This is a genomic window from Microbulbifer sp. THAF38, assembly GCF_009363535.1.
Lineage (GTDB): Bacteria > Pseudomonadota > Gammaproteobacteria > Pseudomonadales > Cellvibrionaceae > Microbulbifer.
Genome location: NZ_CP045369.1, coordinates 3,808,642 through 3,833,753, shown reverse-complemented (window position 1 = coordinate 3,833,753; position 25,112 = coordinate 3,808,642). Strand labels below are relative to the sequence as shown.

Genomic DNA, 25,112 nt, shown 5'->3' with positions numbered 1-25,112 from the left:
ATGACTAGATAAAACTGTGTCCAAAAAACTTCAGGGCCACGGTGTTGATAAAGATCAACAGCAGTATCAATGGGATAAAGGTGCCCAGGGAGAAGTTTACGTATTTTTGTGAGAAAGAGCCGGCAAAGGCGGAGTCGCCTTCCTGCAGCTCTTTGTCAAAGTTGGCTTTCTTCCACTTGTAGATCACAAACAGACACACCAGCAGGCCGTTTAGAGGCAGGATGGTGTCGTAGAAAATGATCTCTACCAGATCGAAGAAGGACTTGTTAACGCCGGCCAACTGTACAAATTCAGTGAACCAGTTGACCATGCCAAAGGAGACGGCGCAAGCGATGGTCAGTACAAACTGTACTCCGGCAACCCAGTAAATGGCTGTTTTACGCTCCATATCGCGCTCGTCGCGCAGGGTGGCGATGGGTACTTCGATAATGGAAACCAGCGAGGTGATCGCGGCCACCAGTACCAAAAAGAAGAACACGGCGGCCACTGCGCTGGCTCCGGTATAACCGATGCTGTCCTGCAGGGCGAGGAAGATCTTCGGCAAAAACAGGAAGATCATACCGGCGGAGGATTCGCTCAGCTCGGAGGGATCAATCTGCGGGTTGAAGTGGAAAATACTGGGCAGAATCAACAGGCCCGCGGTAAATGCCACCAGAGTATCAGTGATGGCAACGGCGCGGGAGGAGCCGGGGATAGAGTCCCGCTTCTTCATATAAGAGCCGTAGGTGATCATGATGCCCATACCCAGGGACAGCGAGAAGAAGGCCTGGGCCATGGCTTTGCTCACTACATTGCCATCAATCTTGCTGAAATCTGGTACCAGGTAGTACTTCACTCCCAAGAGGGCGTTGTCCAGGGTCAGAACAAAAATGACCAAGCCCAGCAGCATCACAAACAGCATCGGCATGAGGGTTTTTGCCGCGCGCTCAATACCGTCTTTTACGCCCATAGCGAGAATGGCATTAATAATCAGCATTAATACCACCAGGTAAATAAATACCTTGGGGGTGTTGATAAAGTGGATAAAGAAATCGGGCGTGGCGAGCAGGTTGAGGTTGCCAGTGACGGTTTCAACCAGGTACCCGAGTACCCATACGGTGACCACCAAATAAAATACGGCAATCATAAAAGGTGTGATCAGGGCAAACCAGCCGGGAATGCGCCATAAATGTGAACCGTTGGAGAGCTGGCGATAGGCGCCAACCGGGTCTTTATCAGAGCGGCGCCCCAGAGCCAGCTCCGCCATCATGACTGGCAGACAGATCAGGAAAACGAAGAGTGCATAGACCAGCAGGAAAGCACCGCCTCCGCTCTTAGTGGCCGCTACGGGGAATGCCACCAGATTACCAATGCCAACTGCGGAACCAGCTGCGGCTAGGATAAAGCCCAGCCTTGACCCAAAATGCTCTCTCACTGCGGTCATAGTACTCTCGCTATTATTTTTTATCAGATACAGCTTGTCATTTTTGTTATTCCGACGGGGCCGGGTTTGTCCCGCCGGCAAAAAATGCGATTGTTACAGGAATTGTCTTGCTTGAGTAGCGCCGACTGGCAAAATTAGCGGCCGAACGACAATCCCAGGCGATTTAGCCTGGCGGACTGGATTAGACAACAGGAATGACTGAAATAGAGCGCAGCGCGCTGGTGATGTACAGCGCGGAACAAATATTTGATCTGGTCAATGATGTGGCCAGTTACCCACAGTTTTTACCGGGGTGCCGCGGTGTCGAAATTCTGTACCGGGATGAAGAAACCCTGGAGGCACGTCTGGATTTATCGCGTGCGGGAATTCGCCAGAGTTTCACCACACGCAACCAATTGATGCGTCCAACCAGTATGACTCTGACCCTGGTGGATGGGCCTTTCGAGAATTTTACCGGGCACTGGACATTTACTCCCTTGGCAGAAAGTGCCTGCAAGGTGACTTTCTCTCTGTCTTTCTCTATGAAAAGCCGCTTAATCGCCGCGGCTGCGGGCAAATTGTTTAGCGATCTGGCCAATCAAATGGTGGCGGTGATGTGTACGCGCGCTGAGGAAATTTACGGGAAGCCCCAATGACGGAAGAAAAAACGATTTCGGTGGAGGTGGTGTACGCGTTGCCACACGAACAGCGCTTGATGCGCTTGCTGGTAAAAGAGGGGACTACCGCAAGAGAGGCTCTGATTCGTTCGGGTATTCCCAAAGAGTACCCGGAAGTGGACCCGGACACTGCCAAAATGGGTATTTTTGGTCAGGTGTTGGGTAGTAAGGGTTTGGCGCCGGCGGAAAGCTATGAGCTGCAACCGGGCGACCGTGTTGAGGTGTATCGCCCGCTGATCGCTGACCCGAAGGAGGCGCGCAAGCAGCGCGCCGAGAAGGCCAAGCGATTGGCCGAGAAAAAGAAAGACGCTGAGGGCCCTGAGGCTTAAGGCCAGCCTGCCGGCTGCCAGTCGCCACTGGTGGCCACCAGGGAATCCTCTTCAAAATAAACGCTAAAGCGTTTCTGAGTGATTTTGCCCTTCTTGTCGCGAACGCGGTTGATATAGTCCCAACGGTTGGGATTGTAAGTGTCTTCCAGCAGCGGAGTGCCGAGAACAAATTGTACCTGGCGGCGGGTCATACCGGGCTTCAGCTGGTCGACCATCTCCTGGGTAATGATATTGCCCTGCTGTACCTCAATGCGGTGCACACCGGGAAACTTAACCAGTGTGCAGGCTCCGAGAAGGGCGCACAGACTGGCAATGGCGATAAATTTCAGGCTAGGCGGCATTCATTGCTCCATTATGTTCTTTCATACGGCATCTCTGGCACCGATATTTAACGGCTAACCGGAATAGGCCCCTGTGTACAGGGAAAGTTCCCTCCCGCTGCGATTTCCCCTTGTCTGGATAGCTGGGGTTCCGCTGACTCCGTTCGGCATGGGATAATACCCGAAGAGTCGGCTCGCTGACAGGCGGGAATCTGTGGTCTTATTCGGGTATAGACCTCTTCAGTGGGCTGATGCAAGTAAAGACAATTCATAAATCCTGTCGGGAAATATCTATTCATGTCGAACGAAAACCAGGAATTGCGCAAGGCCGGTCTGAAGGTCACTCTGCCGCGGGTTAAGATTCTGCAGTTGCTTGAAAGCACCAGTGAACAGCACCTGAGTGCTGAAGATGTGTATAAGCTACTGTTGGAAGCGGGGGAGGATGTCGGGCTGGCTACCGTCTACCGGGTGTTGACCCAGTTTGAGAGCGCGGGCCTGGTTGTTCGTCACAACTTCGATGGTGGCCATTCCGTATTCGAGCTGGATCGTGGAGATCACCACGATCATATGGTGTGCACCGATACCGGAAAGGTCATCGAGTTTCACAATGAGGAAATCGAAGAGTTACAGCGCCAGATCGCCGAAGAGCATGGCTATGAGCTGACAGGTCACAGCTTGGTGCTGTATGTGAAGGCGAAAGAGAAGTAAGCCTATCGGGTGCGGCGGCCGCCGCACCCATTACATGCCCGCTTACTGCTGAGGTTGGCAGGGCGGAGTATAAAGTTCCGGGAATTTCCCGACTTTATCCGCGTAAAACTCCCTGAGTTTATTCAGTTCCGCTTCCAGGTTTTCCCCCAGTTGCGCAATAGGGCCAATGCCCACTTCTTTCTTGGAAAAGTTGATAAAGCCCAATACCAGCGGCACCTTGGCGCTGCGCGCGATATGGTAAAAGCCGGATTTCCAGCGCTCGCTCAGGCCGCGAGTGCCCTCGGGTGGAATGGCAATGATCAGTTCCTTGCGCAGCTTGAACTGGCGGACGGTGGCATCCACTAGGTTGTTGGCCTTGCTGCGGTCCACGGCGATACCGCCAAACCAGCGCATGGGGCCTCCGAGGGGGAATTGGAACAGTTTATCCTTACCCATCCACTGCGGAGTCATCTTCAGTTTAAGTGCGGCCAGAATAAAGTAATAGCCGTCCCAATTTGTGGTGTGAGGAGCCCCAATCAAGACATATTTTTTCAGCTTCAGGGATTGCTGATCGCCTTTGACGCGCCAACCGTGCAGCTTCAGCAGTAGCTTGGCTACCTGGCGCAACATCGGTGTGACAACCGGGGTGTTAAAAATCGTTCTCTGCATAAACTCGGCCGATACTACTCAAACAAAGTCAAACAAGCGGCCCAGTATATGGTGACTTTCGCTGCCACACCCAGTCATATTTGGTCTATTTGTCCTAAAACGGCATTTATCACCGGCTGGCCGGCTATTTTGCCGGATTGTTGACGGTTATTTATTGATCTACGCGTAATGATTGCCCACCTCCTCAGTGGGAGGGGTGGGCTGTCTTGCTGGTCAGTTCGATAATGCGTTCGGTGGCTTGTCTCGATGGCTTGTAATGGACGTTGGGTTCAGCTCATAGCGCCCTGGTCAGCATCTCCTCCGCGTGAGCCAGTGACTGGGGGCTGGGTTGTCCGCCCAGCATGCGCGCGATCTCCTCGCGGCGCTCGTCATTTTTTAGCTCGCGCAGGGCGACAAACGCCTGTTCCCCATCGCTGTGTTTCTCTACCAGATATTGGCGGTGGGCCCGCGCCGCCACCTGTGCTAGGTGGGTGACACAAATCACTTGGCCGCTACAGCCATTGCGGGTCTCACCAAGCTGGCGCAGCAGACGGCCAACCACATCACCGGTGGCACCACCAATGCCCACGTCCACCTCATCAAAAACCAGGGTGGGGGTGCGCGAAGTCTGCGCCGTCACCACCTGAATGGCGAGGCTTACCCGAGAAAGCTCACCGCCGGAGGCAATCTTACCCAGGGGGCGCGGTGGCTGGCCGGGGTTGGTGGAAATCAGGATTTCCACCTCTTCCAGGCCGTGGCTGCAGGGTTTATCCAGAGCCTGTAGGGCAAGTTCGACCTTGGCGTGGGGCATAGCCAGATCCACCAGCTGTCGGTTAACTGACTCAGCGAGTGTTAACGCCGCCTGTTGCCGCAACTTGCTCAGCTTTGTGGCGACAGTGCGAAATTCCTTTTCTAACTTGCTGCAGGTGTCGGCGAGGCGCTCCAGGGTGTCCTCGGTGCCGATATCGTCCAGCTCTTCTTGCAATTGTCGCTGAAGAGCGGGTAGCTCAGTGGGCTGCACGCGGTGCTTACGCGCAGATTGATAAATTGCGCTAAGGCGTTCCTCAACTTCGGCGAGCCGCTCAGGGTCCATTTCGAAACGGTCGATATGCCGGGATAGGGTGCCGGCCGCTTCATCAATCTGGATGCGCGCGCTATCGAGCATTTGCGCCACTTCAACTAAGGCCGGCGCCTGCTCGGGCATGGCGGAAAGCAGTTGCAGGGCGCGGTGCAGCTGTTCGGCAATATCCCCCTCTCCACCAGACAAAAGCGCGGCGAGTTGATAGCTGCCATTAAGAATGTCGCCGGCATTAGCCAGCTGCCGTTGCTCACTCTCCAGCGCTTCTATCTCGCCTTCGCTCAGATCCAGCTGCTCCAGTTCACGCAGCTGGTACTGCAACAGGGTTCGTCGGGCCTCGGCCTCCTCGGCACTGTCGGCCAGATTGCGGTAGCGGCGGTACTGGTCCTGCCAAGTCTTGTAGCGGCTGCGGGTCTCGGCGGTCAGCTCTTGGGCTTGGGCGAACTCGTCGAGCAGGCGGCGGTGGGTTTCCTTTTTAAGCAGGGATTGGTGTTCGTGCTGGCTGTGGATATCAATCAACTGTTCGCCCAGGGCGCGCAGCTGCAACAGGGTGACCGGCTGGCCGTTGATGTATGCCCGTGAGCGGCCATCGGCACCGAGAGTGCGCCGCAGTATGACTTCCTGCCCGCTATCCAGCTCCTGGGATTGGAGCCAATCGCTCGCACTTGGGTAGCCGGAGATATCGAAGGTGGCACAGATATCGGCGCGCCGGGCACCTGCGCGCACCAGTTCGGCGCTGCCGCGGCCGCCCAGGGCGAGCCCTAGGGCATCCAATGTGATGGATTTTCCCGCGCCGGTCTCGCCGGTGAGCGTGCTGGTTCCGGGACCGAACTCCAACTCCAGTTGGTCCACCAGGGTGAATTGGCTGATAGACAGGTGCAGCAACATAGGTATCGCTTTTATGTCCTTGTTGTATCGATAGGCTCGCGGCCCACTTTGTAGTGGTTATTTATACAGTATCCCCATCCGGTTAGCTATAGGGGCTGGGCCACATTACCCTGCCGGAATGCCTGGGCGCTAAAAACCACTTGAACTGTGCGGGGATGGCCCCATATAGCCCCCAGAGCCCGCGGGACGGGCCCAACTCATTACTGACAGAGTCGACGCGACGGAGAAAGCAGTGGCCAGAGAGCGCAGCGAAGAAGATCAGATTACCGAGGGGGTGCAGCCGGAAGCCCTGGCTGATGAGCACCTGACAGGGGCAGACGAGGCGGTTTCCGCGGAAATTGAAGACCCCTCCGCAGCCGAGCGAGAGCAGGCTGAAGAAGCCTTGCACGAAGAAGCCGAAAGTGCGGATGCGCTGCACGATGAAATTATCAAACTGCAAGAGCAGTTAACGGTGCAGAAGGACCTCGCCCTGCGCGCCCAGGCCGAGGAGCAGAATGCTCGCCGTCGTGCTCAGCAAGATGTGGAGCGCGCACGCAAATTTGCAGTAGAAAAGCTACTGCAAGATTTACTGCCGGTTGTAGACAACCTGGAGCGTGCCCTCGCCACTATCGATACCAAAGATGAAGCCAACAAAGCGCTGGTGGAAGGTATCGAGCTAACCCACAAATCTTTCGTCGATACCTTGACGAAAAATTCCGTGGAAGTTGTCGATCCGGCCGGCGAGCCCTTCGACCCGGAATTGCATCAGGCTATGACCCAGGTGCCGAACGGGGAGGTGGAGCCAAATACGGTGATGGACGTGTTTCAAAAAGGGTATCGCCTCAACGGTCGCCTGGTGCGCCCGGCCATGGTGGTGGTTAGCAAAGCGCCGTAACGGCAGGTGTGGAAAACGGCCTTGAATTTTATCGGCCGGCACCAATATAGCTGACAACAGAAGAATTATTCGCGCGTTGTAGACAGAACAAATCTGGCAGCGCGCATCAATCGAGGATTTTACAAATGGGAAAAATTATCGGCATCGACCTGGGTACTACCAACAGCTGTGTGGCGGTACTGGATGGTGACAAAGCGCGCGTAATCGAGAACGCCGAAGGCGATCGCACTACGCCTTCTATTGTTGCCTTCACTGACGACAACGAAATCCTGGTGGGCCAGTCCGCCAAGCGTCAGGCGGTGACCAATCCCCAGAATACCCTGTTTGCGGTTAAACGTTTGATCGGCCGTAAATTCAAGGACGACGTTGTCCAGAAAGATATCAAGATGGTGCCCTACACCATCACCGAAGCCGACAACGGCGACGCTTGGGTAGAAGTGAAAGGCGATAAAAAAGCTCCGCCGCAGATCTCTGCCGAAGTACTGAAAAAAATGAAGAAAACCGCGGAAGATTTCCTCGGCGAGAAAGTTGAAGCTGCAGTAATTACCGTACCGGCTTACTTTAATGACTCCCAGCGTCAGGCTACCAAAGACGCCGGCCGCATTGCTGGCCTGGATGTGAAGCGTATTATCAACGAGCCGACTGCAGCTGCACTGGCCTACGGCCTGGACAAGCAGGGTGGCGACCGCACCGTAGCGGTATACGACCTGGGTGGTGGTACTTTCGATATCTCCATCATCGAAATTGCCGACGTGGATGGTGAGAAGCAGTTTGAAGTACTGTCCACCAACGGTGACACCTTCCTCGGTGGTGAAGACTTCGACCTGCGCCTGATCGAATACCTCGCAGACGAGTTCAAGAAAGACCAGGGCATCGACCTGAAAGGCGACCCCCTGGCAATGCAGCGTCTGAAAGAAGCTGCAGAAAAAGCCAAGATCGAGCTGTCCTCCAGCCAGCAGACCGAAGTGAACCTGCCGTACATCACTGCAGACGCCACCGGTCCTAAGCACTTGGTGGTTAAGCTGACCCGCGCCAAGCTGGAAAGCCTGGTGGAAGAGCTGGTAACCCGCTCTCTGGAGCCGGTGAAAATTGCCCTGCAGGACGCCGACCTGTCCGCTTCTGGCGTAGACGAAGTGATCCTGGTTGGTGGTCAGACTCGTATGCCGCTGGTTCAGCAGAAAGTCACCGAGTTCTTCGGTAAAGAACCGCGCAAAGATGTTAACCCCGACGAAGCCGTTGCCATGGGTGCTGCTATTCAGGGCGCGGTACTGTCCGGTGACGTGAAAGACGTACTGCTGCTGGACGTAACCCCGCTGACTCTGGGTATCGAAACCATGGGTGGCGTTGCGACTCCGCTGATCGACAAGAACACCACTATCCCGACCAAAAAGTCCCAGGTGTTCTCTACTGCGGAAGATAACCAGACTGCGGTAACCATTCACGTGGTACAGGGTGAGCGCAAGCAGGCTTCCCAGAACAAATCTCTGGGTCGTTTTGACCTGGCCGATATCCCGCCGTCCCCCCGCGGTGTACCTCAGATCGAAGTGACCTTCGATATCGATGCCAACGGCATCCTGCATGTGCACGCGAAGGACAAGGCGACTGGCAAAGAGCAGTCCATCGTGATCAAGGCCTCCTCCGGTCTGTCCGAGGACGAGATCGATAAGATGGTTCAGGACGCCGAGGCGAATGCCGAAGCGGACAAGCAGTTCGAGGAGCTGGTGCAGACCCGCAACACCCTCGACGGTCTGATCTCTGCCACCAAGAAGACCCTGGAAGAAGCCGGTGACAAAGCCACCGCTGAAGAGAAGTCTGCGATCGAAGCGGCGATCAAAGAAGCGGAAGAGGCGGTGAAAGGTAACGACAAGGCTGCTATGGAAGCCGCTACCAATAAGCTGACCGAAGCTTCCGGCCCGGTTGCGCAGAAGATGTACGCCGAGCAGGCCCAGGCCGCTGGCGCTGAAGGTGCCGCTGGTGCAGGCGCTCAAGGTGAACAGCAGCAGTCCTCCGCTGGCGACGATGCGGTTGACGCTGAGTTCGAAGAAGTAAAGGACGACAAGAAAGAAGGTAAGTAAGCGTTCGCTTGCATTTCCGGCGGCAACTTTTACAGTAGCTGCCGGAGAACTTCAGGGGCGCGGCGCCTTACTTTCAGAGGCCCGCGCCCTGTGTTGTTTCAGGTATCCGTCAAAATTTGCTGTGATTGTGCAGTTTGGCGGTGCTCCGCACGCGGAGTTTAGTTAGAAACCGAGAAGTAGAAAGAGTTTGGCCGTTCTTGATGCCGGACCAGAGAACATAGTTTTATGTCGAAACGCGATTATTACGAAGTCCTCGGCGTCGAGCGTGGCGCTTCGGATGCAGAGCTGAAGAAAGCCTACCGCCGGGTGGCGATGAAGTTTCACCCGGACCGCAACCCCGATGACGCGGAAGCCGAAAACAAATTCAAGGAGGCCAACGAGGCCTACGAGATACTGTCCGACTCACAGAAGCGTGCGGCCTACGACCAGTTTGGCCACGCCGGTGTGGAAGGCCAGATGGGCGGTGGCGGTGCCGGTGGTTTTGGCGGCTTCTCCGATATCTTCGGCGACGTATTTGGCGATATTTTCGGTGGGGGCGGTGGCGGCCGTCGCGGCGGCCCTGCGCGAGGTTCCGACTTGCGCTATGACCTGGAACTAGACCTGGAAGACGCGGTGCGTGGCACCACGGTCAAGATTCGCGTACCGACTCTGGCTTCCTGTGATACCTGCCATGGCTCTGGTGCCAAGCCCGGTTCTTCACCGCAGACCTGCGGTACCTGTGGCGGTGCTGGCCAGGTGCGTATGCAGCAGGGTTTCTTCTCTGTTCAGCAGACCTGCCCGAATTGTCGTGGGCGCGGCTCTATTATTTCCGACCCCTGTGGCAGCTGTCACGGTCGAGGTCGAGTAGAGGAAACCAAAACTCTGTCGGTGAAAGTGCCGCCCGGTGTGGACACTGGTGATCGTATTCGCCTGTCTGGTGAGGGTGAAGCCGGTCCCGATGGCGGCCCCGCTGGCGATCTGTATGTGCAAGTCGTGGTGAAGGAACACGAGCTGTTCCAGCGCGATGGCAAGAACCTCTACTGCGAAGTGCCGATCAGCTTCTCCGCAGCCGCCCTCGGTGGCGAGCTGGAAGTACCGACGCTCGATGGCAAGGTAAAACTGAAGATCCCCGCTGAGAGCCAGACCGGCAAGCTGTTCCGCCTGCGTGGCAAAGGGGTAACTCCTGTGCGCGGTGGCGCCACTGGCGACCTGCTGTGTCGGGTTGTTGTGGAAACACCAGTGAACCTTTCCAGCAAGCAAAAAGAGCTGCTGCAGGAGTTCGCCAACACCCTCAGTGAGAAGAAAAATGCGCCTCGTCAGACCGGTTGGTTCGAAGGGGTGAAGAACTTCTTTGGAGATATGAAGCTTTAATTCTAAGCGCGTATCCCTAATCGCTATTCGACCATCGGCAACCTAAAGCTTGTCGTTGTTTAACTGACGAGCACCTTTGAGAGGTTAAAAGTAGGAAGAATAGCGAAAGCTAGCCCGGTGTCCCTGCCGGGTTAGTTACCTTGGCCAGATCGGGCCCTCAGGCGAGCAGCCAGCTCCATCAAAAATTCGTGCTGAATCTTTCCCAGTTCCTTCATCTGTTGTTGTTTTAGTATCCCTTCCAGCTGTTTGTTTGTTTGGCCGGTGATCGTGGCCAATTGCGCACCGATTTCCCCGCGCTGCTTGGGAGTCAAAGTCAGCTTAGGGTTGTTCAATACGCCATAGCGTTCCAGCACGGCCTTTTTTTCTACAAGGCTCTTTTGCATGATGGGCAGCACTATTTTTTCCTGGCCAGGGGTGAGCTGCAGACGCAGCGTCACCCAATCTGTTATGTCGTCATACTTCTCCCAAAAGTCTGGGTTTGTGCTTTGCTGTTGTGCGGATACAGGCGCACTGCCAAAGGCCAGGGTTAAAGAGATAACCACCACCAATAAATGTGGCAGGTGGTTTGATCGAATCATAAGTCGCATGTTGGCGCTCCATTTACCCCTCTGGATTAAGCCTAGCATCGCGGTTTGTCATCGCTTTCACTGCGTTGCAGTTAGTTGGTAATAAAGTTGTGCCTTGTTATTTCCTCATGCAGCAATCTCATGGCCAGGGTAATCTCAGGTATAAGTGATCACTTTTAAAGGCGCTGTTTTTGTAGCTGCCCTCAGGTGGAGCGGGGTAAGATTCGCAACCTCATGGGCGTAGACAGGAGTGTTGTTGTGGCAGTAAAAATAGCGATTAGCGGATTTGGTGGGCGAATGGGCCGGGCTCTGGCGGAGGCACTGACGCTCACTGGGGAAGCGGAGCTCAGCGCCGCTGTTGTCCGGCCTGGTTCCAGCCTGGTGGGGGCCGATGCCGGTGAAGTAGCGGGCTTGGGCCGTAATGGTGTCGCCATTGTGGATAACCTGGAAAAAGCCGAGTTTGATGTGTTGATCGACTTTTCCGCGCCTCTCGCGACCCTATCAAATACTGCTTATTGCGCCACTCACAGTCGCCCCATAGTGATAGGTACTACAGGATTTACCGCGGAACAGAAAAGCGAAGTACTCGCTCACGCAAAAAAAATTCCACTGTGCCTGGCCAGCAATTTTTCCACAGGCGTAAACCTGTGTTTTAAATTGCTGGAGACCGCTGCAAGGGTAATGGGTGAGGATGCGGATATTGAAATCGTCGAGGCCCATCACCGCCATAAAGTAGATGCCCCCTCTGGCACGGCTCTCAGTATGGGGGAAGTGCTGGCCGAGACCCTGGGGCGTGATCTCGACAAAGTGGCGATCTACGGTCGCGAGGGGCAGACTGGTGCTCGGGAGCGCGATACCATCGGCTTTGCCACTGTGCGAGGAGGAGATGTGGTTGGCGAGCATTCGGTGATGTTTCTCGCCGAAGGCGAGCGAGTTGAAATCAGCCATCGCGCCAGCAGCCGTCTTTCTTTTGCTCGCGGCGCAGTGCGTGCCGCACTGTGGCTGAGTGGCGATGATTACTCGCAGCGCACCCCTGGCCACTACGATATGCGCGATGTGCTGGGATTAAATTAATTTTCCCTCTGCAATAGTTTTATTCGTGGGTTAGCCTCGGGTTAACTTCGTAGACTCTGCCCATAAGCTGATCGGTAATATGGGTTAAATCAATGCTGTGGATTGGCGAGGCCTGGCCTCGCAATGGATAACAGTAATTCGGGTCGTTTGCTCGCTCGATAAACCAAAAAATATTTTGAGGATTTTTTCGTTTGGAAAAAAAGCTGATTGTCGGTAGCGAAGAGTGGTGTGCTTTTCCCGGTCTGGGAATTCCTGCGATTAAGGCTCGGGTGGATTCCGGGGCTAAGACATCTTGCCTGCATGCCTACAATATTCAGACGTTTAAGCGCGATGGTGAGCCCTGGGTCAGCTTTGAGGCGCATCCATTGCAGCACCAGCGCCGCCCAACGGTGCGCTGCGAGGCCCGAATGCTGGATAAACGTGTGGTGCGCAGCTCCTCCGGTGAATCTGAGCGGCGCCCAGTGATTCGTACCGCACTTTCCATCGGCGGTAGCGTTTGGGATATCGAGCTGACCCTGACCAATCGTGACAGCATGGGTTATCGCATGTTGCTCGGGCGTGAAGCGATGCTTGGGCGCATGATGGTGGACCCTTCGGAGGGTTTCTGCCTGGGTGATTTGCCACAAAGCCAGCTGGATGAATTTTATCGGGACGAGCACCATATCGCCGGCACAGGCCTGCGTATCGGTTTGCTGGCTTCCAATCCAGACCTTTATAGCAACCGCCGCATTATGGAAGCGGGTGCCGAGCGCGGCCACCGTATGACCTTCCTGGATGTTCGCCAGTGTTATATGAAGCTGGATGCGGATGAGCCCGAGGTGCATTACCGCGATGGCAGAGTCCTTAACAATCTGGATGCCATTATCCCGCGAATTCGTCCGAGCCAGACCTTTTACGGTTGTGCCCTGACTCGCCACTTTGAGAGTCTGGAAGTGTTTGCCCTGAATGGTTCTGCGGCGATCAGCCAGTCTCGGGATAAGCTGTTTTCCCTGCAGCTTTTGCAGCAGAGCGGCTTGAGTATCCCCACCTCCGGTTTTGCCAACTCGCCGGTGGATACCAATGAGCTGATCGAGATGGTTGGCGGCGCGCCACTGATCGTGAAACTGTTGGAGGGGACCCAGGGACGCGGTGTCGTGCTGGCGGAAACCCGCAAAGCGGCGGAGTCGGTCATTAACGCGTTTAAATCCCTGAAGGCCAACCTGTTGGTGCAGGAGTTTATCCGCGAAGCTCAGGGCAAAGACCTGCGTCTGTTCGTGATCGATGGGCGGGTGGTGGCCTCTATTCAGCGGGAGGCGGCGCCGGGTGAATTCCGGGCCAATATCCACCAGGGCGGAACCGCTTCAGTGGTCAAGGTCACCGCAGATGAAAAGCGGATAGCGATTAAAGCGGCAAAAGCGCTGGGTTTGAAAGTGGCGGGTGTGGATATTATTCGCTCGCGCAAAGGGCCGCTGCTGCTTGAGGTGAACTCCTCCCCCGGTCTGGAAGGCATTGAGAGCGCAACCCGTAAAGATATTGCTGGGTCTATGATCATGTCGATTGAAAAGGCGCTCAAATGGCGTCCGGCGACAAAATCGAATGAGAGCAGTGTCGATCTGGAGAAGAGTACGTCTGAATAGTCGATGTTGATTGGGGCGCCGGCGGCACTAAGTCCAGTGGGCTAACCTTCAGAGGTGGCCGGGCTTTTCGCTGGCGCGCTCATCAAGCCTCGGCAAATAATTTGCCCAGGTATCCGCCGATAGACACTCTCTGCCGGGGCCGCCCCTGCCGCCGGCAGCTGGTGTAAACCGCAGGGTTTTACTAACCGTGAAGACACACTGCCACAGACCTTCTGTTCCCCGCCTATCCCTGATTTTTACCCTATTACTGAGCTTGCTGATTGCGCCTTTGACTCAGGCCGCGGTACACCTCTCCGATACCCCCCTGGGACGGCGTGTGATGGTGGATTACATCGTGCATTTCGCCTACAACCTGCAGTGGCCGGTCAATGCGTTTGATAACTACACCGCCCCATTCAAGGTGTGCCTGATGGGAGGGGATTCCCTGGGGGAGACGCTGGCGGAGCGCTTCCGAAACCAGCGTATTGACGGTCGCAAGGTGGCGCTGGAGAAAATTGACTTCAAGGATATACTGCGCGCGCGCAAGTGCCAGATCGTAATTCTCGGCTCTATGGATCGCGCCCATCTGCTTAAAGCGCTGGTTACTGTAGAATTCTTCCCGGTTCTTACGGTGAGCGATGCCGATCGCTTTGCCGCAACAGGAGGAATGATCGAGTTTGCCGATTCCGGTGGCGAAGTGGCACTGCGCATGAATAAAACCATGCTGGAGAAGGCGGAGTTAAAAATGGGCAACAGCTTGTTCCGTCTTGGGCAGAAACCAGACTGAGGAAAGTTTCCTGCCGCGTTTGGCGTATTTTTGCACTAGCGTCCAGAGGGGAATTCGCGTAGAATCTGCGCCCGAATTTGGGCTGGTGTCGCGAAGCTAAATCGCACAGCGCGAGCCCGCTAAAAGCCGGTGGCAAGCATCGGCCAATTTGTGAGAGCCGCGCGTGAATAGATTTTTAAAGCGAGATGAAGCTGCGATGTTTCATCTCGCTTTTTTATGCGCGCGCCAGTCAGGAGCCTGTATGCTCCAAAGCCCGAAAACCCCGCCCGGAAGCAGTTCTGAAGATTGGAGTTCAATTTGACTAAAGCTGTCCCTACGTCGGAGGCCTTCATGCCCCACAACTTTATGCAGAGTACAACTCCCGCCCTGCTGGTGCTCGCAGATGGTAGCGTCTTTGAAGGACGCGCGATCGGCGCCCACGGCAGTTCTGTTGGTGAGGTGGTGTTCAACACCTCAATGACCGGCTACCAGGAGATCCTTACCGACCCCTCCTACGCCTGCCAGATTGTGACTCTGACCTATCCGCACATCGGCAACACTGGCACCAACCAGGAAGACGAGGAGTGCGCCGATATCTGGGCTGCCGGCCTGGTGATCCGCGACCTGCCGCTGATGGCCAGCAGCTTCCGCAGTGAGCAGTCTCTGGAAGACTATCTGCGCGATCGCAATATCGTCGGTATCGCCGATATCGACACTCGTCGCCTGACACGCCTGCTGCGCGATAAAGGCGCCCAGAGCGGATGCATCGTTGCCGGTGACAATATCGACCGCGAAGAAGCCCTGGCCAAGGCCAAGGCATTTGCCGGCCTGAAAGGGATGGACCTGGCCAAGGTAGTGAGCACCAAGGAAGCCTACCCCTTCAGTGAAGGCACCTGGGAGCTGGGTGAAGGCCACAAGGCCGCACCGGAACAGCCCTTCAAAGTGGTGGCTTACGATTTCGGTGTGAAGCGCAATATCCTGCGTATGTTGGTGGATCGCGGCTGCGACATCACCGTAGTACCGGCAGAGACCCCGGCTTCCGAAGTCCTGGCGATGAATCCCAACGGCGTATTCCTGTCCAATGGTCCCGGTGACCCCGAGCCCTGTGAGTACGCGATCACCGCTATTCGCGAAATCCTCGACGCCGGTATCCCCACCTACGGCATCTGCCTGGGCCACCAGTTGTTGGGCCTTGCGGTAGGCGGCAAAACTGCCAAGATGAAGTTCGGTCACCACGGTGGTAACCACCCGGTACAGGACCTGAACAGCACCAAGGTGATGATTACCGCGCAGAACCACGGTTTCGAAGTGGACGCCGACAGCCTGCCGGACAATGTGGAAGTTACCCACAAGTCTCTGTTCGACGGCACCTTGCAGGGCATTCGCCTGACAGACAAGCCGGCCTTCAGCTTCCAGGGGCACCCGGAAGCGAGCCCGGGCCCACACGATGTGGCGCCGCTGTTCGACCACTTTATCGATTTGATGAAAGAGCGCGCCTAAGGGTGCAGCCGCCCAGGGTTGGGCAAATAACCGCCGCTTTTGCGGCGGTTATAAGGAGACTCTGAATAACGCCGTAATACCTCTGCGGGTCCTTGAAGGCCGCAGATGTTAGGCGCAGCTTGCCGCAAATGGCCGTAGCCCTTTGCAAGAGCTGCAACGCAGCAGCTGTGGCCTTCAAGGCCCGCCCTTCGGGGCTTGCAGAGCGATTCACACTCCGCGTTGCGACTTCTTGAAAGGTCTAGACATTCCTGCGAAGCCGCGCCTTGATTGTGAACCGCTCTGCAAGCCAGAGGCATCACGGAGTTGTTTAGAGTCTCCTTAACAAGACACGAATGAAATTTAGCGCAGCCGGCCTTAGCCGGTAGTAGAACGGAAGAAAGATGCCAAAACGCACAGATATCCAAAGCATTCTGATTATCGGCGCAGGCCCCATCGTGATCGGCCAGGCGTGCGAATTTGACTACTCCGGTGCCCAGGCCTGTAAGGCGCTGCGCGAAGAGGGCTACCGGGTGATCCTGGTGAACTCCAACCCGGCCACCATCATGACTGATCCGGCCATGGCCGATGCCACCTACATCGAGCCGGTGGAGTGGCGCACGGTTGCCAAGATTATCGAGAAGGAGCGCCCCGACGCCATCCTGCCCACCATGGGCGGCCAGACGGCACTGAACTGCGCCCTGGACCTGGACAAGCACGGTGTCCTGAAGGAGTTCGATGTAGAGCTGATCGGTGCGGACAAAGACGCCATCGAAAAAGCGGAAGACCGCGACCTGTTCGACAAGGCGATGAAAGCGATCGGCCTGGAAACCCCGCGCGCCAAGATCGTGCATTCCATGGAAGAGGCGAAGAAGGTACCGGAAGAGTTCGGCTTCCCGGTGATTATCCGACCGTCCTTCACCATGGGTGGTTCCGGTGGCGGTGTGGCCTACAACTGGCCGGAGTTTGAAGAGATCTGTAAGCGCGGTCTCGATCTCTCCCCCACCAACGAACTGCTGATCGACGAATCCCTGCTCGGCTGGAAAGAGTACGAGATGGAAGTGGTTCGCGATAAGAACGACAACTGCATCATCGTATGTTCCATCGAGAACTTCGACCCGATGGGCGTACACACCGGTGACTCCATCACCGTCGCCCCGGCGCAGACGCTGACCGACAAGGAATACCAGCTGATGCGCAACGCCTCTATCGCCGTACTGCGCGAGATCGGCGTTGAGACTGGCGGCTCCAACGTACAGTTCGGCGTCTGCCCGAAGACTGGCCGCGTAGTTGTGATCGAGATGAACCCGCGCGTATCCCGCTCCTCCGCACTGGCCTCCAAGGCCACCGGTTTCCCGATCGCCAAGGTCGCGGCCAAGCTGGCAGTGGGCTACACCCTGGATGAACTGCAAAACGATATCACCGGCGGTGCTACTCCGGCGTCCTTCGAGCCGTCTATTGATTACGTTGTCACCAAGATTCCACGCTTCACCTTCGAAAAATTTGGTGAAGCCGATGCGCGCCTGACCACCCAGATGAAATCAGTGGGTGAAGTCATGGCGATTGGCCGCACATTCCAGGAATCCATGCAGAAAGCCCTGCGCGGCCTGGAAGTGGGCAGCTTTGGCTTGGAAAGCAAGGTCAACCCGAAAAAAGACGGTGCCGAGAACCGTGTGCGCCGAGAGCTTTCCGTACCGGGTGCCGAGCGCATCTGGTATGTGGGCGATGCCTTCCGCATGGGCATGAGCGTCGGCGAAGTTTACGACCTGTCCGGTATCGATCCCTGGTTCCTGGTGCAGATCGAAGAGCTGATCAAAATCGAAGAGCCGCTCAAGTCCCTGCCCACCTCGGCGCTGACTGCCGAGCATATGCGCTTCCTCAAGCGCAAAGGCTTTTCCGATCGCCGCCTGGCGGATCTGCTGGGGGTGAGCCAGAAGACTGTGCGCGAATTCCGCCACAAGCTGGGTGTATTCCCTTCTTACAAACGCGTGGATACCTGTGCCGCTGAATTCAGCACCTCCACTGCCTACATGTACTCCACCTACGACGAGGAGTGCGAAGCGGAGCCGTCCGATAAGAAGAAAATCATGGTACTCGGCGGTGGCCCCAACCGTATCGGCCAGGGCATCGAGTTCGATTACTGCTGTGTACACGCTGCCTTGGCGATGCGCGAAGACGGTTACGAGACCATCATGGTCAACTGTAACCCGGAGACGGTTTCCACCGACTACGACACTTCCGACCGCCTCTACTTCGAGCCGGTAACCCTGGAAGACGTGCTGGAAATTGTTGCCAAAGAGAAGCCGGAAGGCGTGATCGTACAGTTCGGTGGCCAGACTCCGCTGAACCTGGCGCGCTACCTGGCCAACGAAGGTGTGCCGATTATCGGTACTACACCAGAGCAGATCGACCGCGCCGAAGACCGCGAGCGCTTCCAGCAGATGATTATGCGTCTCGGCCTCAAGCAGCCGAAGAACGCTATCGTGCGCTCTGTCTCCGAAGCCATCCAGGCGGCGAAAGATGTGGGCTACCCACTGGTTGTGCGCCCGTCGTACGTATTGGGCGGCCGCGCGATGGAGATCGTCTACAAAGAAGACGAGCTGCTCACCTACATGAAAGAAGCGGTACAGGTTTCCGACGAAGCGCCGGTACTGTTGGACCACTTCCTCAACGCCGCCATTGAGGTGGATATCGATGCGGTATCCGATGGCCAGGACGTTGTGATCGGCGCCATCATGCAGCACATTGAACAGTGTGGTGTTCACTCCGGTGACTCCGCCTGCTCCCTGCCGCCCTACAGCCTGCCGGCGGATGTGCAGGACCGTATGCGCGAAGAAGTGAAGGCCATGGCTCGCGAGCTGGGCGTAGTTGGCCTGATGAATACCCAGCTGGCCTACCAGGACGGCGAGATCTACGTGATCGAAGTGAACCCGCGCGCTTCCCGTACTGTACCGTTCGTGTCCAAGTGCATCGGTACCTCACTGGCGAAAGTGGCTGCGCGCTGTCAGGCCGGTATCAGCCTGCAGGAACAGGGCTTTACCGAAGAGATCGTACCGGACTACTACTCCGTTAAAGAGTCAGTATTCCCCTTCAACAAGTTCCCGAAAGTGGACCCGATCCTCGGCCCCGAGATGAAGTCCACCGGCGAAGTGATGGGCGTGGGCGCGACCTTCGCAGAAGCCTTCGACAAGGGTCTGGTTGCCGCTGGTGACCGCCTGCCGGAATCCGGCCGCGTGTTTATCTCTGTGCGCGACTTCGACAAGGCCGATGCCGTAGGCGTAGCCCGGGATCTGGTGGAGCTTGGCTTCGAGGTGATTGCCAGCCGAGGCACCGCCAAGGTCTTGCAAGATAATGATATTCCCGTTACAACCGTCAACAAGATGAGTGAAGGTCGCCCGCATATCGTCGATATGATTAAGAACGACGAGATTGCGTTGGTGGTGAATACCACTGAAGGTCGCCAGGCGATCCGCGATTCCGCGGATATCCGTCGCAGTGCCGAGAACCACCAGGTGTGTTACACCACCACCCTGGCGGCAGCCCAGGCCATGGCGATGGCCATGCGCCAGGAGCAGCCGCTACAGGTACGCCGCCTGCAGGACCTGCACCAGCGTGTGGTAAAGCTGTCTTAATCATCTAAAAACAATCCGTCATTTCCGACCGGGCCTTGTGGCAACACAGGGCCCGGTTGCGTAGTAACAATAATGGAGGTCCCACATTGAACCGGGTACCAATGACCGTCGAAGGCGCAGAAGCGCTGCGTTCAGAATTGGAAAATCTGAAAAAAGTCGAGCGCCCAGCGGTGGTGGAAGCCATTGCCGAGGCTCGCGAACACGGTGATTTGAAGGAAAATGCCGAATACCATGCGGCGCGGGAAAAACAGGGCTTTATTGAAGGGCGTATTCAAGAGATTGAAGCCAAGTTATCTCACGCTCAAGTGATCGATGTGAAGTCGATTGAGCCCAGCGATAAGGTAATTTTCGGCACCACGGTAACCATCATTCACCTGGATGACGATGCTGAAGTGACTTATAAAATCGTGGGTGACGATGAGGCGGATGTGAAAAAACAAAAAATCTCAGTGAATTCGCCGATTGCCCGCGCACTTATTGGTAAGGAAGTGGGGGAAGTCGTTGTTGTACACACGCCTTCCGGTGCAGTGGAATATGAAATTGATACGGTAGAGCACCTATAAAAGATCTCTTAGTAAGAAAAAAGGCGGCCAAAGGCCGCCTTTTTTCTTTGGGGCAGGAGCAGCTTTACTGGGAAACGAAACTTTGATTGTTTTCACCGTGTTGGTGAACCTTGGCGGTTTCATTGAAACCAAACTGGGCGACGAGGCTGTTGTTATTCGAGCCATTTTGGATGGCTTCTGCGTGATGATTTTCACCGATTTGGCCCAGGTACACATCATTCCCGTGGCCAAACTGCATGGTCTTACCAAAATGGTTGCTACCAGCCTGGGAAATATCCGCCTCGTTAAACCAGCCTTCCTGATACATTTTGGCCTCAAGACTGTGGCCTAGCTGGCGAATATCGGCGTCGTTGTTACCACCATCTCCCTGGATCAGGTGGGCCTTGTGAAATTCACCAATTTGGAGAATATCTCCCTGATTCATTTCACCACCTTGCGAGAGCATGGCCTCACTACCATGGCTACCTACTTGAGTTACAGTCGCATAGCTGTAGTTGCTGTTTTGCAGGATGGTTGCCTGGTTGCTACTACCCGATTGTTGGTAGGTCCAAGCGGTATTACCATGGCCTTCCTGTATATGGTGAGAAAAGCTACCGTGCTCATCAAACTGGAAAGTTAAGGAGCTATTGTCGATACCAAATTGCTCACTCATCGCTGTATTTTCAGACCCACCTTTCTGGAAAGCATTCGCGTAGTTACTAGTCCCATCCTGGAGTTGAAGAACCGTACTGTGGTGTTCATAGACCTGAAGACTAACGGCGGTATTTAACCCCTGATGCTGTTCCTGATTAACGTAATTGTGATGGCTGCCGGGTCCAGCCTGATCAACAAAGGCGTTGTTACCAAAGCCGTTTTGATCCTGGTAGGCAGTATTGTTATCGGCAAAAGCGGTACCGCTTAGAATTAAAATCATAGCGGCAGGAATTGGGGGTAAAACTTTCATGAGTATCTCCATTACTACTTAAAAAAAGAGCATCACGATAGGGGGCAGCGTAAAGTTGCTAAGCCGGCATACTGTGTAGTTAGCGTGAGCTGTTACAGTGAGGCGCTAAAATTTTTTTGGCAGCGCCCCTGTAAACTGTTTAGGCAAACTTGCACGCAAAGTGCTTAAGAAAAAAGATCGAGTTGATACAAAGTCGAAGAGGGGGTAAAACTGGCGCATTTTGATTGACATCCCTGATACTGCTTAGGAGTCCATAATTTCGTTCCGTCCCTTTTAGTGTTGCTTCAGTGATAAAAAAAAGCCATAGGAGAGAAGTACTATTTAGCTGGGAGGGAAGTTTTAGACAAGATAAAATCAAACATAAAAAAACAATTAGAAAATGCCAGCAGAAACTGGCATTGAATGAAAGTGATATTGGTAAGACCTATTGAACAATATGGCTTTGATTATTAAATCCTACTTGTAGAGTGTCACTACTCTGATTAATGCCGGATTGCGAAATTGATACGTGATTAAAGCCGCCAAATTGCTCAGCGTTTACCTTGAGATTGATGCCAGATTGAACCACATAAGCTTCATTGCTAATGCCTAACTGAGTGACTGATCCAATATTACTGTCACCTGATTGAGCAAGATCAATCAGGTTATCCACTCCGGTTTGCATCGTCGTTGCACATTGATTGCTGCCTAGCTGAATAGTATCGGTCTTATTGAATCCTCCGCTCTGAACGATAGAGGCCTCATGAGAAAACCCTTGCTGGTGACTTTCAACGCTATTTAATAGGCCTGCCTGCATAATATTGATGTCACCATTAAAGTTTGTTATCTGGCTGGCCGTTGCTATATTCAGGCGGTCACTTTGCTGAATTTGAATACTGTTGTTGGACCCTAGTTTTTGAATGGTTAAAGCAAAGTGACTTTGTCCATCCTGGGTGTGTAAAGAGAAGCCTTGAACCTGATTGATCTGAAAGGTTGCTGACTGACTATTGGAGCCAATCTGCACGCTTTGACCAGCATTACCACTCCCGAAAGCCTGGCTGACCTCAGATGAATGTTGTTGTCCCGTCTGATATTGCGCAGCGGTACTACCGACTTCGACTGCTTGATTTGCTATTGCGTCATTATAGAAACCAATCTGCTCCTGAATGATTAAGTTACTCTGGTTGAGGGGGAACTGTTGAATGGCTGTTGCATTGTTCCCAATTCCGACTTGAACTTGACGAACAGTTTGGTCATCAGCTTGAGCTGAAAGAGAGTAGCCGGTTAATAGGGTGGTTGCTAAAAGTAGCTTGCTAAAATGCGTCATAGGTTTCTCCACAACTGCATAAATGGGAGGCTCGGGTACTTGTTAATTCTTGATGCAAAAAATAAGTGCCACCATGAGAGAAATGTGGGTAACTTCTGAGACTTAATTCTCAGTAAATGGTTCTATAAGTAAGTTTTTAAAATATGGTAGGTACTTAAAGATAAGTGCTAAAAGGTAAGCATAAAAGGGCTGTACCTACGGTGGGGTAAATAGTTATAGAAGCCAAAGACCAACTTTAATCTTTGGCTTCTACTGGGATAGGAGATATTTATTGATTCACTATGGCAGTATTACCGTAGCCGGTTTGGGTGATATTTGCCGACTCAGAAAAACCGCTTTGTATCACTGTGGCTGTATTCATGCCGCCAGATTGATTAACAACTACCATGTGCCCACCACCCAAACCACCATTGCCTGACTGCATAATCGTAGCTTGGTTCAGATAACCATCCTGAGTAACAAAGGCACTGTTGTACCAAGAGACTTGAACAATTGTACTGTTGTTACTTTCGCCTTTTTGTAAGATATCTGCTTCGTTATACATATCGGACTGGGAAATTTCGGCGTGATGCGACATGCCAGACTGAGAGATGTTGGCATAGTGGCCTGTTCCCTTTTGGCTGATCATTGCTTCGTGGTATGAGCCGTCTTGGAAAATATATGCCTCTGAATTAAAGCTGGCATACTGTCCTACCAATGCGCCGTGAATATTTCCTATTTGTTCAATAACTGAGACATTATCACTACCTAAATGCTGTTGAATTTCAGCTTCGTTGCCCATGCCATTCTGGAGAATTTTGGCCTGGCTATTTTGTGCAGAAATCTGGAACGAATTAGCGTGGTTATCCATGCCCCCCTGAAAAATCAAGGCTTCATTTCCGATGCCCCCCATTTGTAAACTATAAGCTTCGTTTAACTTATCTTCTTGTACCTGATATATAAGGCTATCCGTTTCATTTGTCTGGACGGCCTCAGCGTTATTAAGATTGCCGCTTTGAGAGATTTCTACAGTACTGTCGATAGTGCTGCTGTCAGTTTGATCAACCAAAGCGTGATTATTGTTGCCGTTTTGCTCAAAAGTTACTGTGTTTCCTGACGCATGTGTGAGCCCACTGACAGAGGCCATAATTGCCAGAGACAGGGCTGTAATCTTTCTCACGTTTAACTCCTGTATACTACTTAATCCATCATCGTTTAGTAAGCTTACATGCTTAATGTGTTTCCTTGCTTTGATAATTTTTATCACTCATATAACTTTAGTAGAGGTGTATTGAAAAGATATATATTGACATTCAAATCTTTGATAAATGGTTATACTTTCGGTGTTCTAATTTGTTCTCTAGATATAACTAGCCTTTATTAAGAGTTCAAGTGTGTATTTATATGCAATGAAGATAAAATATCTGTCATGTAGAAAAGCTTGGTTTTTGTGATGATATATTAATAAGATAAAATGGAACTTTAAAAATTAAATTCTATGTAGGTGCAAATATTTAATACTAAAGCTGGCTCGTTATAGCCAGCTTTAGTATGACTTTAAACTGAAATTCTATGGAAAAACATACACATTACCATCGCCAATTTGGCTGATCATTTGGAGGTTACTGTTACCCGCTTGTGTTACCATAATGTAATTGGAATTGCCATCCTGTATTGCTAAGAAGGTATTTGAGTTGCCGCTCTGAGTTAAGATATACTCATTCGAATTGCCTCCGGCTTGAGTTATATCTGATGTGTTCATGTCACCCGACTGAAACACGTCTACAACGTTATTTTGACCAGATTGTTCGGCCAGTGCCAAGTTGTTATTCCCAGACTGGATGTGTACAGCTAGGTTAGACTCCCAGAACTGCTCGATTTCGCTAGTGTTATTATCCCCAGTATGTGTGACATCAATGTAATTTTGCTTCCCGAACTGATAGGAATAAGATTTGTTGCCTGAACCTCCGTTCTGGATTACCAATCCTCTTTGGGTATTACCAATCTGAGTTGCATCAGCAGAGTTAGAGTTGCCGTTCCCTTGTTGTATTTCGATGAAATTATTTCCAATTAAATGCCCCTCTTGGTAAACAACAGCTGTGTTTCCAGTTCCGTTAAACTGTCCCATTGTGGCTGAATTGAAATTTTTGGTTTGGTTGATAAAAATGCTACTTGAAGTAGTACTACCCTGATTTATAAATACGACCTGACCGCTCCAGCCATTTTGGGTAACGAATGCTTCTGAATCGGTAGTAGAGGCCTGAGTAGTGGATGCACTGTTATTATCATCTGCCTGGGTGATGAAGGCGGTAGAAGATGATGCATTATTTTGCAGAGATACTGCTGTGTTCATGTCGCCAAGCTGAAAATGACCAATTGTACTACTATTGGTGTTATTAATTTGCTCCGGAGTTGAGGAATTTAAATTGCCAAACTGGTTAATGAGAATGGCACTACTAGTTACAGTACCATCTTGTACTGGGGCAACAGTATTTCCCATGCCATTTTGCAAAATAATTAGTGTATTGGCAGAGATACTGCTAGCATAAATTGCCAGGAAAGCACCCGCGGTAATCGTTGTGTACTTTTTCATCGATTGCTCCTTGCAGATGTCAGATTTACATGAAAATTTTTAGTATGTTGTGATAAACCGTTAGTTAAGCTGTTTGTGGGGCCTTGTTATTACGCTTCCGTTGTTTTGGTGGTCTCAATTGGTATGATGTGTAATACATGGGCAGGTTAAATATTTGATGATTTAAATATGTACATAAGTGCTCTCGAATATTAATTGATTGAAAATATAAGATGAGTACTTAAGCTGATAAGTGAATGGATCTAAATTAAAAGCTGGCCCGTTAGGGCCAGCTTAAGTATGAGACTACAT

At 53.1% G+C, this 25,112-nt stretch carries 21 protein-coding genes and 1 pseudogene; 13 read left to right on the top strand and 9 right to left on the bottom strand.

Annotation, left to right across the window (positions count from 1 at the left end; translation table 11 throughout):
- Positions 1-4: 4 nt before the first annotated feature.
- On the bottom strand, positions 5-1,423 hold the full coding sequence (locus tag FIU95_RS16605; protein ID WP_152454819.1) for a sodium-dependent transporter: 1,419 nt from the start codon (positions 1,421-1,423) through the stop codon (positions 5-7).
- Between the two features lie 194 nt (positions 1,424-1,617).
- Between FIU95_RS16605 and FIU95_RS16600 the strand changes: the two genes are divergently transcribed.
- Both FIU95_RS16600 and FIU95_RS16595 read left to right on the top strand, forming a co-directional pair.
- Complete coding sequence (locus FIU95_RS16600) at positions 1,618-2,058, top strand: type II toxin-antitoxin system RatA family toxin (RefSeq protein WP_152454818.1); 441 nt, start codon at positions 1,618-1,620, stop codon at positions 2,056-2,058.
- Entirely contained in the window at positions 2,055-2,408 is a 354-nt protein-coding gene (locus FIU95_RS16595) for an RnfH family protein (RefSeq protein ID WP_152454817.1), read from the top strand. The genes FIU95_RS16600 and FIU95_RS16595 overlap by 4 nt, the downstream gene beginning before the upstream one ends.
- On the opposite strand, the gene FIU95_RS16590 is transcribed toward FIU95_RS16595, so the two are convergent.
- Positions 2,405-2,749, bottom strand: coding sequence for an outer membrane protein assembly factor BamE (locus FIU95_RS16590; protein ID WP_152454816.1), 345 nt, complete (start codon positions 2,747-2,749; stop codon positions 2,405-2,407). The two genes, FIU95_RS16595 and FIU95_RS16590, sit on opposite strands and share 4 nt — an antisense overlap.
- A gap of 276 nt (positions 2,750-3,025) precedes the next feature.
- Between FIU95_RS16590 and fur the strand changes: the two genes are divergently transcribed.
- A complete protein-coding gene (fur, locus tag FIU95_RS16585; protein ID WP_020414626.1) occupies positions 3,026-3,436 on the top strand; it encodes a ferric iron uptake transcriptional regulator in 411 nt (136 codons plus the stop codon).
- 42 nt (positions 3,437-3,478) lie between these two features.
- On the opposite strand, the gene FIU95_RS16580 is transcribed toward fur, so the two are convergent.
- The gene (locus FIU95_RS16580; protein WP_152454815.1) at positions 3,479-4,084 is read right to left on the bottom strand and encodes a 1-acyl-sn-glycerol-3-phosphate acyltransferase; all 606 of its coding nucleotides are present in this window, start codon (positions 4,082-4,084) and stop codon (positions 3,479-3,481) included.
- Between the two features lie 274 nt (positions 4,085-4,358).
- On the bottom strand, positions 4,359-6,029 hold the full coding sequence (gene recN / locus FIU95_RS16575; RefSeq protein WP_152454814.1) for a DNA repair protein RecN: 1,671 nt from the start codon (positions 6,027-6,029) through the stop codon (positions 4,359-4,361).
- Positions 6,030-6,261: 232 nt separating this feature from the next.
- On the opposite strand from recN, the gene grpE reads away from it, so the two are divergent.
- The 3 genes from grpE (at position 6,262) to dnaJ (ending at position 10,328) form a co-directional block, all read left to right on the top strand.
- The gene (gene grpE / locus FIU95_RS16570) at positions 6,262-6,903 is read left to right on the top strand and encodes a nucleotide exchange factor GrpE (RefSeq protein WP_152454813.1); all 642 of its coding nucleotides are present in this window, start codon (positions 6,262-6,264) and stop codon (positions 6,901-6,903) included.
- A 125-nt stretch (positions 6,904-7,028) separates the two neighbouring features.
- Entirely contained in the window at positions 7,029-8,978 is a 1,950-nt protein-coding gene (gene dnaK / locus FIU95_RS16565) for a molecular chaperone DnaK (protein ID WP_152454812.1), read from the top strand.
- Positions 8,979-9,203: 225 nt separating this feature from the next.
- Entirely contained in the window at positions 9,204-10,328 is a 1,125-nt protein-coding gene (gene dnaJ / locus FIU95_RS16560; RefSeq protein ID WP_152454811.1) for a molecular chaperone DnaJ, read from the top strand.
- 131 nt (positions 10,329-10,459) lie between these two features.
- Here the strand turns inward: dnaJ and FIU95_RS16555 are convergent, their stop codons facing one another.
- Entirely contained in the window at positions 10,460-10,915 is a 456-nt protein-coding gene (locus FIU95_RS16555; RefSeq protein WP_152454810.1) for a hypothetical protein, read from the bottom strand.
- 237 nt (positions 10,916-11,152) lie between these two features.
- Between FIU95_RS16555 and dapB the strand changes: the two genes are divergently transcribed.
- From dapB to greA, 7 genes and pseudogenes are all read left to right on the top strand, one after another.
- Positions 11,153-11,968: a 4-hydroxy-tetrahydrodipicolinate reductase gene (gene dapB / locus FIU95_RS16550; RefSeq protein WP_152454809.1), complete on the top strand. Its 816-nt coding sequence runs from the start codon at positions 11,153-11,155 to the stop codon at positions 11,966-11,968.
- Positions 11,969-12,159: 191 nt separating this feature from the next.
- A pseudogene (locus FIU95_RS21565) lies at positions 12,160-12,561 on the top strand (ATP-dependent zinc protease); the annotation flags it as partial.
- 84 nt (positions 12,562-12,645) lie between these two features.
- On the top strand, positions 12,646-13,584 hold the full coding sequence (gene rimK / locus FIU95_RS16545; protein WP_253869128.1) for a 30S ribosomal protein S6--L-glutamate ligase: 939 nt from the start codon (positions 12,646-12,648) through the stop codon (positions 13,582-13,584).
- Positions 13,585-13,771: 187 nt separating this feature from the next.
- Entirely contained in the window at positions 13,772-14,350 is a 579-nt protein-coding gene (locus FIU95_RS16540) for a YfiR family protein (RefSeq protein WP_253868699.1), read from the top strand.
- A 330-nt stretch (positions 14,351-14,680) separates the two neighbouring features.
- Positions 14,681-15,829, top strand: a complete 1,149-nt coding sequence (gene carA / locus FIU95_RS16535) for a glutamine-hydrolyzing carbamoyl-phosphate synthase small subunit (protein ID WP_172975437.1) — start codon at positions 14,681-14,683, stop codon at positions 15,827-15,829.
- Positions 15,830-16,209: 380 nt separating this feature from the next.
- On the top strand, positions 16,210-19,437 hold the full coding sequence (carB, locus tag FIU95_RS16530; RefSeq protein ID WP_152454807.1) for a carbamoyl-phosphate synthase large subunit: 3,228 nt from the start codon (positions 16,210-16,212) through the stop codon (positions 19,435-19,437).
- A gap of 86 nt (positions 19,438-19,523) precedes the next feature.
- Positions 19,524-20,000 carry a transcription elongation factor GreA gene (gene greA / locus FIU95_RS16525; protein WP_152454806.1) on the top strand — a complete coding sequence of 159 codons (477 nt, stop codon included), beginning with the start codon at positions 19,524-19,526 and terminating at the stop codon, positions 19,998-20,000.
- Positions 20,001-20,064: 64 nt separating this feature from the next.
- Here the strand turns inward: greA and FIU95_RS16520 are convergent, their stop codons facing one another.
- The 4 genes from FIU95_RS16520 to FIU95_RS16505 form a co-directional block, all read right to left on the bottom strand.
- Positions 20,065-20,943 carry a hypothetical protein gene (locus FIU95_RS16520; protein ID WP_172975436.1) on the bottom strand — a complete coding sequence of 293 codons (879 nt, stop codon included), beginning with the start codon at positions 20,941-20,943 and terminating at the stop codon, positions 20,065-20,067.
- A gap of 424 nt (positions 20,944-21,367) precedes the next feature.
- On the bottom strand, positions 21,368-22,249 hold the full coding sequence (locus FIU95_RS16515) for a hypothetical protein (RefSeq protein WP_152454804.1): 882 nt from the start codon (positions 22,247-22,249) through the stop codon (positions 21,368-21,370).
- A gap of 268 nt (positions 22,250-22,517) precedes the next feature.
- A complete protein-coding gene (locus tag FIU95_RS16510) occupies positions 22,518-23,408 on the bottom strand; it encodes a hypothetical protein (RefSeq protein WP_152454803.1) in 891 nt (296 codons plus the stop codon).
- A 390-nt stretch (positions 23,409-23,798) separates the two neighbouring features.
- Positions 23,799-24,821, bottom strand: a complete 1,023-nt coding sequence (locus FIU95_RS16505; protein ID WP_152454802.1) for a hypothetical protein — start codon at positions 24,819-24,821, stop codon at positions 23,799-23,801.
- Positions 24,822-25,112: the final 291 nt, after the last annotated feature.

Coding starts and splice junctions, on each gene's coding strand:
- FIU95_RS16605 (WP_152454819.1), bottom strand. CDS start 1,423: ATGACCGCAGTGAGAGAGCATTTTGGGTCAAGGCTGGGCTTTATCCTA.
- FIU95_RS16600 (WP_152454818.1), top strand. CDS start 1,618: ATGACTGAAATAGAGCGCAGCGCGCTGGTGATGTACAGCGCGGAACAA.
- FIU95_RS16595 (WP_152454817.1), top strand. CDS start 2,055: ATGACGGAAGAAAAAACGATTTCGGTGGAGGTGGTGTACGCGTTGCCA.
- FIU95_RS16590 (WP_152454816.1), bottom strand. CDS start 2,749: ATGCCGCCTAGCCTGAAATTTATCGCCATTGCCAGTCTGTGCGCCCTT.
- fur (WP_020414626.1), top strand. CDS start 3,026: ATGTCGAACGAAAACCAGGAATTGCGCAAGGCCGGTCTGAAGGTCACT.
- FIU95_RS16580 (WP_152454815.1), bottom strand. CDS start 4,084: ATGCAGAGAACGATTTTTAACACCCCGGTTGTCACACCGATGTTGCGC.
- recN (WP_152454814.1), bottom strand. CDS start 6,029: ATGTTGCTGCACCTGTCTATCAGCCAATTCACCCTGGTGGACCAACTG.
- dnaK (WP_152454812.1), top strand. CDS start 7,029: ATGGGAAAAATTATCGGCATCGACCTGGGTACTACCAACAGCTGTGTG.
- dnaJ (WP_152454811.1), top strand. CDS start 9,204: ATGTCGAAACGCGATTATTACGAAGTCCTCGGCGTCGAGCGTGGCGCT.
- FIU95_RS16555 (WP_152454810.1), bottom strand. CDS start 10,915: ATGCGACTTATGATTCGATCAAACCACCTGCCACATTTATTGGTGGTG.
- carA (WP_172975437.1), top strand. CDS start 14,681: ATGCCCCACAACTTTATGCAGAGTACAACTCCCGCCCTGCTGGTGCTC.
- carB (WP_152454807.1), top strand. CDS start 16,210: ATGCCAAAACGCACAGATATCCAAAGCATTCTGATTATCGGCGCAGGC.
- FIU95_RS16520 (WP_172975436.1), bottom strand. CDS start 20,943: ATGAAAGTTTTACCCCCAATTCCTGCCGCTATGATTTTAATTCTAAGC.
- FIU95_RS16515 (WP_152454804.1), bottom strand. CDS start 22,249: ATGACGCATTTTAGCAAGCTACTTTTAGCAACCACCCTATTAACCGGC.
- FIU95_RS16505 (WP_152454802.1), bottom strand. CDS start 24,821: ATGAAAAAGTACACAACGATTACCGCGGGTGCTTTCCTGGCAATTTAT.